Origin of the sequence: Nonomuraea sp. MTCD27, from assembly GCF_041950495.1 — a bacterium.
Taxonomy (GTDB): domain Bacteria; phylum Actinomycetota; class Actinomycetes; order Streptosporangiales; family Streptosporangiaceae; genus Nonomuraea.
In genome coordinates this window covers 323,323-336,420 of sequence record NZ_JBGNUW010000004.1, presented here as the reverse complement: position 1 = coordinate 336,420, position 13,098 = coordinate 323,323, and the positions used below count along the sequence as shown (strand labels likewise).

Here is a 13,098-nt window from a genome sequence, read left to right as displayed (position 1 = left end):
GGAGCAGTCAGCTCAACGCGTGCGCGCCTCGGGCGCGAGAATCACAGGGAACCCATATCGGCGGAGACGTTATCCCTTGATCAGACGGGATGTCCAGCCCTTTATCGCTCGGCCAGCTCCCGGGTGGCCGCCCGCTGCAGCGCCGTGGACCGCCGCAGCCAGTCGAGGATCACCTCCAGCTCGTCGTCGGTGTAGCGCTCGTACAGCCGGGACAGGCCGGCCGCGAACGGCTCCAGCAGCTCCGCGAACCCGGCCACCCGCTCGTAGTTGATCTCGACGATGACCCGCCGCCGATCCCTGGTGTCACGCAGCCGCCGCACCAGCCACTTGGCCTCCAGCCGGTCGATCAGCCCGCTGACGGTGGCCGGGGCCAGCCCGGTGTGCTGCGCGATCTCCCCCGCCGTCAGCGGCCCGTGGCGCCGCAGCAGATCGAGCGCCTTCTCCTCGGTCGGCCCCAGACCGAGCCGCTCGCCCATGGCCCCGTGGTACGCGACGGCGGCGTCGCCGTGGTCCCGCCCCGCACCGACGAGCGCCTCCAGCAGATCCTTTCGCCTCTCCGAAATATCCCTCAACCTCCACAGATATATTTCGTTCGCCCGAACGAAACATTAGTGGCTTTTGACGGGATAGGCGCGGATCTACGCCAGGAGAGCCCGTGACACCGACTCGTGGCTCGCGGGCAGCAGCGGCAGGCGTACGTCCGGGGTCGGGATCAGGCCCCGGGCGTGCAGCACGCCCTTGATCACGGTCGGGTTGGGCTCGGCGAACAGCGCCGCCGAGAGCCGGGCCAGCCGGTTCCCGAGCGCCCTGGCCCGGGCGACGTCCCCGGCCTGCCAGGCGTCCGCCAGGTCGGCGAAGCTCCTGGTCTCCAGGTGCGCGGAGGCGAGGATGCCGCCCGCCGCGCCCAGGGCGAGCAGCGGCGAGACGCAGACGTCGTCCCCGCCCAGCACCGCGAACCCCTCGGGCAGGTCCCCGAGCAGGTCGATCGCGTCCTGGTCGATCCCGCCCGCCGCGTACTTCACCCCCGCGATCATCGGATGCGCGCCGACCCGGCGCAGCGTGGCCGCGCTGACGGCCTGCCCGGTCCGGTAGGGGATGTGGTAGACGACCAGCGGCACCGGCGTCTCCTCGGCCAGCGCCTCGAAGTGCGCGACGACCCCGCGCTCACCGGGCCGCAGGAAGTACGGCACCATCACCAGCGCCGCCCCCACCCCCGGCGGCAGCTCCCGCAGGGCCCGCGCCGTCGAGCGCGTGTCGTTGCCCGTCACCCCCACCGTCAGCAGCGCCTGCCGCTCGGCACAGACGCGGGCGCACACCTCGATCACGCGCGCCCTCTCCGCGGGGTCGAGCGCGGCCACCTCGCCGGTGGTGCCCAGCGCCACCAGGCCGGCGGCGCCCTGGTCGAGCACGTGATGGCCGAGCTTCTCGATCGTGTCCACGGCCACCGCGCCCGACGACTCGAACGGGGTGACCAGCGGTACGTGGATTCCTCTCATCATGCTTCGAGCCTGGACTGCCGGAACCCGTTAGGTCCAGCGCTAGTTTCTTCGTCCGAGATTAAGCTGAGCTTATGCTCGATCCGCGCAAGCTCCACCTGCTCCGCGAACTCGCCAGGCGCGGCACCATCGCCGCGGTGGCCGAGGCGGTCACGTTCACGCCGTCGGCCGTCTCCCAGCAGCTCAGCGCGCTGGAGCGGGAGGCCGGGGTGCCGCTGCTGGAACGCACCGGCCGCACGGTGGCGCTGACGCCCGCCGGGCAGCTCCTCGTGGAGCACGCGCAGGCCGTGCTCGAACAGCTCGAACGCGCCTCGGCCGCCCTCGCCGCCGCGCGCGGCGGACCCTCGGGGCCGCTGCGGATCGGCGCCTTCCCCACGGCCGCCCGCGTGCTCCTGCCGCCCGCCCTCGCCGGCCTGACCGGCGCGCACCCGGGGCTGCGGCCGATGGTGTCCGAGATCGACCCGGCCGACGTCTCGGCCGCGCTGGGGGCAGGGGAGCTGGACGTGGCGCTCGTCCACGAGTACGACTTCGTCCCGCCCGTCACCGACGCCTCGGTCGAGACCGAGCCGCTGTTCAGCGAGCCGATCTACCTGACCGACCGCCCCTCCGTCGCCGCCGCCCGCGACGACGCGTGGATCACGAACAAGCCCGGCACCCTCTGCCACACCATGGCCGTCAGGGCCTGCCAGGCGGCCGGGTTCGAGCCGCTCGTCCGGCACCACATCGACGACTTCGACACCGTGCTGGCCTTCGCCGCGGCCGGTCAGGGCGTCGCGCTCGTGCCCCACCTGGCGGCCACCAGCCCGCCGGGAGGCGTACGGCTCACCCGCCTGCCGCTGAGCCGCCGCACGCTGGCCGCGTTCCGGAAGGGGAACGGCGAGCACCCGGCGATCAGGGCCGCCGTCGCCGCCTTCCGCACGGCCGTCCCCCACCTCCCCCTCTGACCAGCCACGCCCGCCTCCAGCTCCCCTCTGACCAGCCCCTCCCTGATCAGCCGCGACCGTCCACGCCCCCGTGATCGCCCGTGAGCGCGCCGCCCTCCCCGCCGAACACCCGCGAGCACCCCCGTCACCGGCCTCCCGCTCCGAACAGCCCTCTGACCAGATCCGCGAAGCTCGCCGCGAGCCGCTCGTGCTCCCCAGCCCGCAACTGGCTCGCGATCGGCTCCATGTGCAGGGTGCCGAGCAGCATGTGAGCGATCTGCCCGGCATCCACGTCCGGCCGCCCTTCGGCGATCAGCCCGGTCACGTGCCGATGCCAGGAGACGTAGATCGGATTGGCCTCCCTGGGCTGCTCGGCGGCCCCCTTCCTGGTCACCATGGCGTGCTCGTGCGCCGCCATGAGGTTGCCGTTGCGCGCCGCCAGCGCGGCCACCGCGGCGAAGAACGCGACCAGCCGCTCCCCCGGCTCCGCCCCCGGCCCGAGCGGCGGCGACCCCTCGGCGACGGCCACCTCCAGCTCGCGGGCCCGCTCGGCCATGAGCTCCCGCATGAGCCCCGTACGGCTGCCGAACCGGTGGAAGACCGTCCCCTTCCCCACGCCGGCGGCGGCCGCGACCCGCTCGACGGAGACCTGCTCGGGCGGGTGCCGCCGCAGCAGCTCCTCGGCCGCCCGCAGGATCGCCTGCCTGTTGCGCGCGGCGTCGGCCCGCTCTCGACGTTCCATCCGGTCATTCTTTCCCATGGACAAACTTGACCAGTGGTCCATATATTAACTGGACCACTGGTTCGGTTATCTGGAGGAAGAATGCGCGCGATCGTCCTGACGGCCAAGGGCGGGCCGGAGCGGCTGGAGCCCGCCGACCTGCCGCGCCCGCGGCCGGGAGAGGGCCAGGTCCTCATCCGCGCCCAGGCCGTCGGCGTCAGCTACGCCGAGACCCAGATCCGCGCGGGCACGCTGCCGTTCCCGCTGCCGCTGCCCGCCGTGCTCGGCGCGGAGGCGGTGGGCGAGGTCGTCGAGGCGGGCGCGGGGGTGGACGGGAAGCTGCTCGGCAGCACGCTGGTCGGGGTCACGGGCGGGCTGGGCGCGTACGCGGAGTACGTGGTGCTCCCCGCCGCCATGGCCTGCCCGGTGCCGGACGGCGTGACCCCGGCCGAGGCGCTGGCCGTGGCCGCCCCCGGCGCCATCGCCCTCGCCCTGCTCCACCGGGCCAGGCTGGAAGGCGGGGAAACGGTGCTGGTGGAGGCCGGCACCAGCGCGGTCGGCGGCCACCTGGTACGCCACGCCAAGGAGTTCGGGGCCGGCCACGTGATCGCCACCGCCGGATCGCCCGCCAAGCGGGACCGGGCCGTCGAGCTGGGCGCCGACACCGTGCTCGACCACGGGACGCCCGATTGGCCCTCCGGCCTGCCGGACGTGGACGTGGCCTTCGAGTCCATCGGCGGCGCGTCGGCCGGGCAGGTGCTCGGCCGCCTCACCCCGGGCACCGGCCGCCTGCTCTACTACGGCCTGCTGAGCGGGGAGCCGGCCGCGTTCACCGCCGCCGACCTCATGGAGCGCGGCGTGACGGCCATCGGCTGCAGCGGTCCCGGCTGGGCCGGGCAGGTCTTCGGCACGCACTACCCGGAGATGCTGGCCCGGCTGGCGGCGGGCCGGAGCGGCGCGTCCATCGCCCGTACGCTGCCCCTGGAGGAGGCCGCCGAGGCCCACCGCCTCCTGGAGAGCCGCACGCTGACGGGCCGCGTCCTGCTCGTCCCCTGACGCCGGGGCCGCCCGAGCAAGCAAGCACGGGACCGCCGGGCGGCCGGCCGCTACCGGTCGAGCACGGCGTCGAGCACGGCCTGCGCGCTGACCTGGCCGGAGTCGTACTCCCCGGCCGTCACCGCCACCACCAGCCCCTCCTCCGGCGCCACGAGCAACCGCTGCCCGCCGTTCCCGATGGCCTCGGCCCACCGGCGCTCACCGGTGCCGAGATACCACTGGTAGCCGTACTCGAACCCGTCGTCGATCACGACCCGGGGCCGCAGCACCTCCCGGAGCCAGTCGCCCGGCACGATGTCCCGGCCGCCGTCGAGCACGAGCTGCCCGATGGCGGCCAGGTCGACCGGCCGCAGCCGCAGCCCGGACGCGGCCCGCGTCGCGCCGTCGTCCCCCCTGGACCAGGCGTACGCGCTGATCCCCAGCGGCCGGAAGAGCCGGTCCGCCGCGTACTCGTCCAACGGCCGCCCGGCGCCCCGCGTGATGATCTCCCCGATCAGCGCGGAGGCGCCGCCGCTGTAGTTCCACCGCTTGCCCGCCTCCTCGACGACGGGCCGCTCCAGCACGTACCGGTGCCGGTCGGGAGCCAGCTCCATCGCGATCTCGCCGTTGGCCGGATCCGTGTAGGGCAGGTCCTCCCGCCACTCCAGCCCGAGCGTCATGGTCAGGGCGTGCTCGACGGTGAGGTGCGCCCGCCCGGGATCAGCCACCAGATCGGGATATTCCGGGAACTGCCGCACCAGCGACTCCCCCGGCGCCGGCACCAGCCCCTCGCGCAACGCGATGCCGTACACCAGCGCCACCACGCTCTTGGACACCGACCTCAGGTCGTGCAGCGTGTCCCGGTCGAACACCACCTGCCCGAGCGCGTCACCCAGGTGGTAGTCGGCCCCCGCGCCGTACCGCTCGATCACCACCTCCCCGCCCCGCATCACCACGAGCCCGTGCAGGTTGGGCGCCTTCCCCGCACGCAGGACCTCGTCCACCCGCTCCGACATTCCCACGATGTACCTCCCGAAATCGGCACATCCTGGCATACAGCCTCACACGGTGTCAGGGACAAGCTCTCAAGGCGTCCGCTTCCTGCCGCCGAGCTCCGCCAGCGCGCGTTCCCAAGGGTAGGGCTCCGAGCCGCCGGCGCCGAGCACCACCCGTACGCCGTCCGCGCGCAGGTCCTCGACGCTGCGCCGGTACGGCGTGCGGGCGGCCAGCGCGCTGTTCACGAACGGCAGCACGACCACCGGGATGCCCAGCCCCGGCGCCTCGGCCAGCACGCCCAGCGCGTAGGTGTCGGCGATGCCCTGGGCGAACTTGTTGATCGTGTTGTACGTGGCCGGCGCCACGACGATGGCGTCGGCCCGGGGCGGCTTCGGCTCGTACGGCTTGCGGTAGCGGCTGCGCACCGGCCGCCCGGTCTGCCGCTCCAGCGCGGCCACGTCGATGAAGTCCAAGGCGGACGGGGTCGCCACGATCTGCACGATCCAGCCCTCCTCCTGCGCCAGGCCGACGAGCCGCCCGACGTCGGCCGCCGCCCCGGCGGCGCAGACGACGAGATAGAGCACCTCACCCGATGATTCGGTCACGCGACGCACTCCCATGAAGTCGGGTTCACTGGCTCCAAGGATCCCCGCCGCCGGTTCCCCGGTTCCACGGACCCCCGCCGCCGAATCCTTTCCGGCGGTCGCCGCCTCTCATACACGTGTGCCGGCGACAGCGCCGGGACGGGAGACTGGAGATTGTCATGCTCATCGCCGGAATCGCGGTCGCGGTCCTACTTGTCTGCGCGTGCAGCGTCGTCCTGCTGCGCAGGAGAGGCCGCTCGCGTGGCTGACCGGACCTGGCCCGCCGAGCGGCTGATCGTGGCGGCGCAGCGCGGCGACGCCGAGTCGATCTCGGCGCTGGTGTCCGGGTCGCACCCGCACGTACGGCGCTTCGCCCGCTCGCTGTGCGCCACGCCCGAGGACGCGGAGGACGCGGCGCAGGAGGCGCTGATCATCCTCTACCGGAAGATCGGCACGTTGCGGGCCACCGGTGCGCTGGCGTCGTGGATGTTCCGCATCGTCCGCAACGAGTGCCTGCGCCGCGCCCGGCTGACGGTGCGGCGGCCGGAGCTCGTCGAGGACACCCGCGCGATCTCGGCCGAGGACGAGGTCATGCGGCGGCTGGAGGCCGATCGGGTGGCCGCGGCCATCGCCGCCCTGCCCGCCGACCAGCGGCAGGTGCTGATCATGCGAGACGTCCAGGGCCTCAGCGGCCGGCTGGTGGCCGGCGCGCTGGGTCTCAGCGTCTCCGCGATGAAGTCGCGGCTGCACCGCGCCCGCGCGACCGTCCACCGGACCCTGGAGAGCACTCCCCGAGGAGGCGCGGATGACTGACGACCGCGGTTTCGCCAGCGCGTCGCTGCCCCGGCATCTGCTCCGGGGCGCGGCCGGCTTCGGCGCGCTGATCGGCTCGGTGGCGCTGCTGCCGGCGCTCGGCCCGGTGAGCCTGATGCTCGTACCGGCCGGCCTGCTGGCCCTGCGCGGCTGCCCGACCTGCTGGGCGATCGGGCTGGTGCAGACGATCTCGCGGGGCCGGCTGCGGCGGCGATGCGTGGACGGCCGGTGCGAGCTCACCCGGGCACCCGGATCCCGGACGGGCTGAGGGATGCTCCTCGGCAGCGCAGGGCTGAGAGGCTCCTCAGGGTCTCTCAGGTGCGGCACAGCGGCCGGCGAGCATGCTGGAGGACATGGATCAACTGTTGCGCAGCCCCGCCATCGCCGCGGGGCTGACCAAGGTCGAGGCCAGGATCCGGCGGCTGAGCGGCTCCTCCGCGCTGCCCGGCATCAACGTCGGCGCCGGGCGCATCGTCGCGGCGGGCGGCAAGCGCTTGCGGCCCGCCCTGACCCTCGCCGCCTCCCTCGCGCTCGGCAAGGCCCCCGACCGCCGCGTGATCACGGCCGCCGCCTGCGTGGAGCTCATCCACGCCGGGTCGCTCGTGCACGACGACCTGATGGACCGGGCCACCGAGCGCCGCGGCACCAGCACGCTCAACGCCGAGCTGGGCGACGGCAGGGCGCTGGTCATCGGGGACTTCATGCTGGCCAGGGCCGGGCTGGCGGCGATCACGAGCGTGTCCAGGCCGGTGGCCGAGGTGCTCGCGGCCACCATGGTCGAGCTGGCCGAGGGGCAGTATCTGGAGACGGCCGGCCTGTTCGACCCGGCCCGTACGCGGGAGAGCGCCCTGAGGTCCATCACCGGCAAGACCGCCGCCCTCTTCAGGGCCGGATGCCTGGTGGCGGCGGTCTGCGCGCACGCCACGGCAGAGGACCGGGCGCGCATGGCGGCGTACGGCGAGAAGTTCGGGCTGATCTTCCAGGTGCTCGACGACCTGCTGGACCTGACCGCGTCCACCGCGCAGCTCGGCAAGCCGGCCGGGAACGACCTGCGGCAGGGCGTCTACAGCCTGCCCGTGCTGCTCTCGGGGGCCGACCTGACCGGGCTGCTCGGCCGCGACATGAGCGACGAGCAGGTGGCCGAGGCGCTGCGCAGGCTGCGGGCCGGCCGGATGACGACTGAGACGATCAGCTACTGCCGGGGCCTGGCCTCCGACGCGCTGGCCGCCCTGCCGGTGATCCACGACGAGGAGATGGCGGCCCTCCTGTACGGCCTCCCGTCCGCGTACATCGACCGGGTTGAGCGCATGACCGCCTTAACCGCAGTGAGTTGAGATTTGTTGGAACAATTGGTAATAATCACCGGCAAATCCCAGAAAGAGTGCTCATACTGGAGGTACTCACACCAGGAGCACGCTCATGCGAAAGACACCCCCTCGCATGGCCAGGGAGGACGACCTGGCGCCGAGCCAGTTCCTCCAGCTAGCCGCAGTGGACTTCACCGGCATCTACGCGGTCCACCTCGCCGCCAAGGAAGAGCGCCTGAAGATGACCAGGCTCGCGCTGAGCCTGCTGTCCGGCCCCTTCCTCGCGGCCATCGCCCTGGCCAGCGCCAAGGTCGTCGACCCGCAGAGCCTGACCCGCTGGCAGGACGTGCCGTGGTACCTGTTCGCCCTGGTCACCGCGTTCGGCCTGCTCAGCGTCCTGCCGTTCCTGCGCCTCATCGAGGCGGTCAACGCGCACGCCAGGACGGCCCGGGCGATCAACAACTTCCGCCTGCTGTACGCCACCAAACTCAGGGACGACCTCGACTGGAGCCCGAACCTCCCGATCGACCCGCGCTTCCCCGAGACGTACGCGCCCCTCGCGTGGCCGGGCATCAACGTCATGATGCTCGCGACGGTCAACTCGACCTACCTGACCGTCGGCGTCACCGGCCTCAGCGGCCAGGAGCCCAACCTGCTCCTGCTCATGACCGGCATCCTGCTCGTGGCGCTGGTCCACTACGCCGTCTACTACATCCGCTGCAACGTGACCAGACGGCGCCGGCTTCCCCGCAACCCGTACCGATTCCCGTATTTGGAGAGCTGAATGCCCGGCCCGGCACTTTGGGCGTCGTGTGGGGAGGCGTGGATCTGGTTGATGCGCCATGTCTGGTCGGCGGGCACCCTCGCCGACGACGACCGCGGTCCCGTCATCGAGGGGCCGTCCGTGCTGTTCGAGATCGCGCGCGTCAGCGGCGACGACCCGATCATCGCGCGGTACGGCGACGCGGACCGGCTGGCGCTGTACCGCAGGAAGTTCACCGAGGACGTGGTGGTGCCGCCGTTCAAGTACAGCTACGGGGCCAGGATCGGGGGGCAGCTCAGGTGGGCGGCCGACCTGCTGCGGGTCAAGCCGTACAGCAAGAGCGCGTGGATCTCGCTGACCGTCCCCGGCGAGCCGTACGACGCGGTGCCCTGCCTGATCGGGGTGGCCTTCCGGATCAGGGAGGGCACGCTCGTCATGACCGCGACCTTCCGCTCCCAGAACGCCTTCACCAGCTACCTCAACTACCTGCCGCTCTCGGAGGTGCACGCGGCGATGGCCGCGAAGCTGGGGACGGAGCGCGGCCCGATGCGGGTGTTCGTCGACGTCCCGCACCTCTACCTGGCCGACAGCACCCACGTGCTGAAGGTCATGCGGCCCTCGCTGCCCCGGCTGTCGTGAGCGGCGCCGCGATGTCCTCCAGCCCCCTGCGCTCGGCCTTGACCCCGAGGAGCAGCTCGACCAGGCCACCGGCGATCATCACCAGGGCCCCGATCGTGAACGCCAGCGCCGTGTCCCCCGGCACCCCGGTCTCGACCAGCGAGGCGAAGACGAGCGGCCCCGCGATGCCGCCGGCGGCCGTCCCGATCGCGAAGAAGAACGCGATGGCCATGGCCCTGGTCTCCATGGGGAAGATCTCGCTGACGGTCAGGTACGCCGAGCTCGCCCCCGCCGAGGCCACGAACAACACCGCCGACCAGCACGCGGTCAGCGTCACCGCGTTGAGCGCGCCCTCGTTGAACAGCCAGGCCGTGCCCAGCAGGAGCAGCCCCGACCCGATGTACGTGGCCGAGATCATCGGGATCCGGCCCACGGTGTCGAAGAGGTGGCCGAGCAGCAGCGGACCGAGGAAGTTCCCGACCGCGATGACCGCGAAGTAGTAGCCCGTGTTCGTGTCGATCTTGAAGAACGTGGACAGGATCTGGGCGTAGCCGAACGTGATCGCGTTGTAGAGGAACGCCTGCCCGATGAACAGCGACAACCCGAGCACCGTCCGCTTGGGATAGAGCGCGACCATCGTGTGCGCGATCCGGCCGAAGCCGATCGACTTGCGCTGGTGCACGGTCATCGTCTGCTTCGGCTCCGGCAGGTCGTCCCTGCCGATCTCGTGCTCGATGTCGTCGACGATCCGCTCGGCCTCCTCGCCCCGGCCGTGGATGAACAGCCAGCGCGGGCTCTCCGGCACGTGACGGCGGACGAGCAGGATGGCCAGCCCCAGCACCACGCCCAGCCCGAACGCGACCCGCCAGCCGATGTTGACCGGCAGGTCGTTCAGCAGCGGCACGGTCAGCAGCGCACCGCCCGCGGCGCCGAGCCAGTAGCTGCCGTTGATGATGATGTCGATGCGCCCCCGGTGGCGGCTCGGGATGAGCTCGTCGATGGCCGAGTTGATGGCCGCGTACTCGCCGCCGATCCCGAACCCGGTCACGAACCTGAACAGGAAGAACCACCACGCGCTGAAGGAGAACGCGGTCAGCAGCGTCGCCGCCAGGTAGACGACCAGCGTGATGATGAACAGCTTCTTGCGGCCGTACCGGTCGGTCAGCCAGCCGAAGAACAGCGCCCCCGCGCAGGCGCCCGCCACGTAGAGCGCGGCGGCCAGGCCCGCGACCTGGGCCTGGGTGATGTCCACGCCGCTGCCCGGCTTGGCCAGCTGCGCGGACAGGTTGCCGACGATGGTGACCTCGAGCCCGTCGAGGATCCAGACCGTGCCGAGACCGATGACGATCATCCAGTGCCAGCGGGACCACGGCAGCCGATCCAGCCGGGCGGGCACCTTCGTACTGATGGTGCCGGTTTCCACGTCGCTCATAGGATCACCCCGATACCCGGCGAGAGATCGGCAAACGTTACGGGGCGGCAGGCTTCCTGGCCTCCAGGATGCCGGTGGCGGACCAGGGACCGCCGTACCAGAACCGCCAGCCCGCGTCCCGCCGCCGCACGTCGATCACGCCGAGCTCGCGCAGCGTGTCCTCGTACGCGGACGTGTGCCGGAAGTCGGCGATCAGCATCAGCCCGCCGGGCCGCAGCACGCGGTGCGCCTCGCGCACGGCCCGCTCGCGCCCCTCCGCGCCGGGGATGCCGTGGATGGCCTGGCTCGACACGACCACGTCGAACGCGTCGTCGCCGAAGGGCAGCTCGCGCATGTCGCCGGTGACCAGCTCCACCCGCTCGGACACGCCTTCCGCCTCGGCGTTCGCCCTGGTCACCGGCTCCTCGTTGCCCGACCTGTCCCGGGAGCGCCACAGGTCGACGCCGGTCACCCGCCCGTGCTCCAGCCGCTCGGCCGCCAGCAGCAGCACCGCTCCCCGGCCGCAGCCGAGGTCGAGCAGCCGCTCGTCGCCGCTCAGCCGGCGCAGCTCCTCGGCCCAGACGGCGAACCTGCCGCGCCGCGTCGTGTAGACGTGGCTGGCCGCGCTGGCCAGCGTGTAGAGCCCGCCGAAGAGGAAGGCGAGGCCCGCGGCGAGGACGTCGAGCACGAACGAGACCGCCGCCAGGCCCAGCAGCACGATCGCTCCGAAGAGCAGACCGGCCAGGGCCCATGGCGTGTCGAACCCGTAACTACCGTGTCGCTTGCTCACATTCACGTTATATCTCAAGGTGGTCTTGACGGGGATTTGACCGAACCATTCCCTTCGTACCGCCTCTCACGCACAACGCATTACTAGGGTGACTTGGATGGGCAGGCGCAACACGCCCATCAGGCATACGTAATGGGGGTTTGACCAGGCATGACGGGAGACGAGCGACGATTCGGCCTCGGCGCGGGCATCGCACTGACCCTGGCCTCGACCGTGTTGTGGGGAGTCGCGCACCTGGCCGCCGAGCGCCGCAAGACCGGCCTGGCGCTCATGGTGGCCTATGTGCTGATGCTGGCCGCGGTGCTGACCGTGTTCACCGCCTTCAGCGCCAACCTGCTGTCCCTGGCCGTCCAGCCCAGCTGGCTCATCGTGCTCACCGTCGCGCTGGTGGTGATCGCGCTGGCCTGGACCGGCGTGATCATCTGGTCCTTCCTCCTCGTCCGCCCCCCGCGTTCCGACACCGTCGGCCGCTTCCTGTCCACCACCCTGGCCGTCGCCCTCTGCGCGCTCATCCTGGCCCCCACGGCGTACGCCACCAGGCTCGCGTACCTGTCGCGCGACGTCGTGCACACCCTGTTCGCCGGCAACAGCGGCACCGCGCCCATCATGGCCCAGGACCCCTGGAGCGGTGCCGACCGGGTGAACTTCCTGCTCCTCGGCGGCGACTCCGCACCCGGCCGGCCCGGCGTGCGCACCGACAGCATGACCGTGGCCAGCGTGGACGTCGAGACCGGCGCCACCGTCCTGTTCGGCCTGCCGCGCAACCTCCAGCAGGTCCAGCTGCCCGCCGGCCCGGCCAGGGACGCCTTCCCCTGGGGCTTCACCGGCAGCGGCCCCGACACCCCGGGCCTGCTCAACGAGGTCTTCCAGTATGCCGAGGACCACCCGGAGCTGGTGCCCGGCGTGCACAAGGGCAAACGCGGCTCGACCCTGCTCAAGCAGACGATCAGCGACATCCTCGGCATCCCGGTGGACTACTACGCCATGGTCGACATGAAGGGCTTCGCGGAGATCGTCGACGCCATGGGCGGCGTACGGATCACCATCAAGGAGCCCATCGTGTACGGCAAGCACCGCGAGGGCCTCCTCCCCGCGGGCACCCGCAAGCTGACCGGCGAGGACGCCCTCTGGTACGGCCGCTCCCGCACCGACAGCGACGACTACGTCCGCATGGGACGCCAGAAGTGCCTGCTCAACGCGGTCGCCAAGCAGGCCGACCCGATGACCGTGCTCAACAGCTTCGAGCGCCTGGCCGCCGCCACGAAGCGGGCCATCTCCACGGACCTGCCCCAGGACCTCCTGCCGGCCGTCGTGGACCTGTCGCAGAAGGTGAAGGACGCCAAGATGCGCAGCCTCAGCTTCGTGCCGCCGCTGATCAGCACCTCCGACCCCGACTGGTACCTCATCCGCCGCAAGGTCCGCGAGGCCCTGGACGAGGACTCCGCCTCGACGAAGACCGCCGCCGCGCACGCCCCGTCCGCGACCGAGAGCACCGACACCCCGGTCAGCCTCGACTCCACCTGCGGATGACCCCCACCGCGACAGTTCGCGGCCTCTTGCTGCCGATTTCCCTCCCCGGCACACCCGCTGTGGCATGATGGTGATCGTCCAACGGAAACGATTTTCATCCTCACCTGGAGT

Annotated in this window: 15 protein-coding genes; 8 read left to right on the top strand and 7 right to left on the bottom strand. The window is 71.8% G+C overall.

The window, feature by feature from the left end:
• Positions 1–101: 101 nt before the first annotated feature.
• On the bottom strand, positions 102–572 hold the full coding sequence (locus tag ACBJ59_RS13800) for a MarR family winged helix-turn-helix transcriptional regulator (RefSeq protein WP_375110538.1): 471 nt from the start codon (positions 570–572) through the stop codon (positions 102–104).
• Between the two features lie 66 nt (positions 573–638).
• Complete coding sequence (locus ACBJ59_RS13795; RefSeq protein WP_375110537.1) at positions 639–1,499, bottom strand: 4-hydroxy-tetrahydrodipicolinate synthase family protein; 861 nt, start codon at positions 1,497–1,499, stop codon at positions 639–641.
• A 71-nt stretch (positions 1,500–1,570) separates the two neighbouring features.
• On the opposite strand from ACBJ59_RS13795, the gene ACBJ59_RS13790 reads away from it, so the two are divergent.
• Positions 1,571–2,440 carry a LysR family transcriptional regulator gene (locus ACBJ59_RS13790; protein ID WP_375110536.1) on the top strand — a complete coding sequence of 290 codons (870 nt, stop codon included), beginning with the start codon at positions 1,571–1,573 and terminating at the stop codon, positions 2,438–2,440.
• A gap of 124 nt (positions 2,441–2,564) precedes the next feature.
• Here ACBJ59_RS13790 and ACBJ59_RS13785 read toward each other — a convergent pair whose 3' ends face one another.
• Positions 2,565–3,161, bottom strand: a complete 597-nt coding sequence (locus tag ACBJ59_RS13785) for a TetR/AcrR family transcriptional regulator (RefSeq protein ID WP_375110535.1) — start codon at positions 3,159–3,161, stop codon at positions 2,565–2,567.
• A gap of 81 nt (positions 3,162–3,242) precedes the next feature.
• Here ACBJ59_RS13785 and ACBJ59_RS13780 point away from each other — a divergent pair, with 81 nt between their 5' ends.
• The gene (locus tag ACBJ59_RS13780) at positions 3,243–4,196 is read left to right on the top strand and encodes a zinc-binding alcohol dehydrogenase family protein (RefSeq protein ID WP_375110534.1); all 954 of its coding nucleotides are present in this window, start codon (positions 3,243–3,245) and stop codon (positions 4,194–4,196) included.
• A 50-nt stretch (positions 4,197–4,246) separates the two neighbouring features.
• Here the strand turns inward: ACBJ59_RS13780 and ACBJ59_RS13775 are convergent, their stop codons facing one another.
• Positions 4,247–5,191: a serine hydrolase domain-containing protein gene (locus ACBJ59_RS13775; protein WP_375110936.1), complete on the bottom strand. Its 945-nt coding sequence runs from the start codon at positions 5,189–5,191 to the stop codon at positions 4,247–4,249.
• A 69-nt stretch (positions 5,192–5,260) separates the two neighbouring features.
• Complete coding sequence (locus ACBJ59_RS13770) at positions 5,261–5,776, bottom strand: flavoprotein (protein WP_375110533.1); 516 nt, start codon at positions 5,774–5,776, stop codon at positions 5,261–5,263.
• A 240-nt stretch (positions 5,777–6,016) separates the two neighbouring features.
• Here ACBJ59_RS13770 and ACBJ59_RS13765 point away from each other — a divergent pair, with 240 nt between their 5' ends.
• The 5 genes from ACBJ59_RS13765 to ACBJ59_RS13745 all read left to right on the top strand — a co-directional run bounded on the left by ACBJ59_RS13765 (position 6,017) and on the right by ACBJ59_RS13745 (position 9,277).
• Positions 6,017–6,568: an RNA polymerase sigma factor gene (locus ACBJ59_RS13765; RefSeq protein ID WP_375110532.1), complete on the top strand. Its 552-nt coding sequence runs from the start codon at positions 6,017–6,019 to the stop codon at positions 6,566–6,568.
• Positions 6,561–6,836, top strand: coding sequence for a hypothetical protein (locus tag ACBJ59_RS13760; protein WP_375110531.1), 276 nt, complete (start codon positions 6,561–6,563; stop codon positions 6,834–6,836). The genes ACBJ59_RS13765 and ACBJ59_RS13760 overlap by 8 nt, the downstream gene beginning before the upstream one ends.
• Positions 6,837–6,921: 85 nt before the next feature.
• Positions 6,922–7,902 carry a polyprenyl synthetase family protein gene (locus ACBJ59_RS13755; RefSeq protein ID WP_375110530.1) on the top strand — a complete coding sequence of 327 codons (981 nt, stop codon included), beginning with the start codon at positions 6,922–6,924 and terminating at the stop codon, positions 7,900–7,902.
• A gap of 85 nt (positions 7,903–7,987) precedes the next feature.
• Positions 7,988–8,659, top strand: coding sequence for a hypothetical protein (locus ACBJ59_RS13750; protein ID WP_364111782.1), 672 nt, complete (start codon positions 7,988–7,990; stop codon positions 8,657–8,659).
• Between the two features lie 51 nt (positions 8,660–8,710).
• The gene (locus tag ACBJ59_RS13745) at positions 8,711–9,277 is read left to right on the top strand and encodes a hypothetical protein (RefSeq protein ID WP_364111780.1); all 567 of its coding nucleotides are present in this window, start codon (positions 8,711–8,713) and stop codon (positions 9,275–9,277) included.
• On the opposite strand, the gene ACBJ59_RS13740 is transcribed toward ACBJ59_RS13745, so the two are convergent.
• Positions 9,246–10,688 carry an MFS transporter gene (locus ACBJ59_RS13740; protein ID WP_375110529.1) on the bottom strand — a complete coding sequence of 481 codons (1,443 nt, stop codon included), beginning with the start codon at positions 10,686–10,688 and terminating at the stop codon, positions 9,246–9,248. The two genes, ACBJ59_RS13745 and ACBJ59_RS13740, sit on opposite strands and share 32 nt — an antisense overlap.
• Before the next feature lie 37 nt (positions 10,689–10,725).
• Entirely contained in the window at positions 10,726–11,457 is a 732-nt protein-coding gene (locus ACBJ59_RS13735) for a class I SAM-dependent methyltransferase (RefSeq protein WP_375110528.1), read from the bottom strand.
• A 150-nt stretch (positions 11,458–11,607) separates the two neighbouring features.
• On the opposite strand from ACBJ59_RS13735, the gene ACBJ59_RS13730 reads away from it, so the two are divergent.
• Positions 11,608–12,987 (top strand): LCP family protein, encoded by a 1,380-nt coding sequence (locus tag ACBJ59_RS13730; protein WP_375110527.1) that lies wholly within the window; start codon positions 11,608–11,610, stop codon positions 12,985–12,987.
• Positions 12,988–13,098 lie beyond the last annotated feature (111 nt).

Coding starts and splice junctions, on each gene's coding strand:
- ACBJ59_RS13760 (WP_375110531.1), top strand. CDS start 6,561: ATGACTGACGACCGCGGTTTCGCCAGCGCGTCGCTGCCCCGGCATCTG.
- ACBJ59_RS13755 (WP_375110530.1), top strand. CDS start 6,922: ATGGATCAACTGTTGCGCAGCCCCGCCATCGCCGCGGGGCTGACCAAG.
- ACBJ59_RS13790 (WP_375110536.1), top strand. CDS start 1,571: ATGCTCGATCCGCGCAAGCTCCACCTGCTCCGCGAACTCGCCAGGCGC.
- ACBJ59_RS13745 (WP_364111780.1), top strand. CDS start 8,711: ATGCGCCATGTCTGGTCGGCGGGCACCCTCGCCGACGACGACCGCGGT.
- ACBJ59_RS13785 (WP_375110535.1), bottom strand. CDS start 3,161: ATGGAACGTCGAGAGCGGGCCGACGCCGCGCGCAACAGGCAGGCGATC.
- ACBJ59_RS13730 (WP_375110527.1), top strand. CDS start 11,608: ATGACGGGAGACGAGCGACGATTCGGCCTCGGCGCGGGCATCGCACTG.
- ACBJ59_RS13740 (WP_375110529.1), bottom strand. CDS start 10,688: ATGAGCGACGTGGAAACCGGCACCATCAGTACGAAGGTGCCCGCCCGG.
- ACBJ59_RS13780 (WP_375110534.1), top strand. CDS start 3,243: ATGCGCGCGATCGTCCTGACGGCCAAGGGCGGGCCGGAGCGGCTGGAG.
- ACBJ59_RS13750 (WP_364111782.1), top strand. CDS start 7,988: ATGCGAAAGACACCCCCTCGCATGGCCAGGGAGGACGACCTGGCGCCG.
- ACBJ59_RS13775 (WP_375110936.1), bottom strand. CDS start 5,191: ATGTCGGAGCGGGTGGACGAGGTCCTGCGTGCGGGGAAGGCGCCCAAC.
- ACBJ59_RS13795 (WP_375110537.1), bottom strand. CDS start 1,499: ATGATGAGAGGAATCCACGTACCGCTGGTCACCCCGTTCGAGTCGTCG.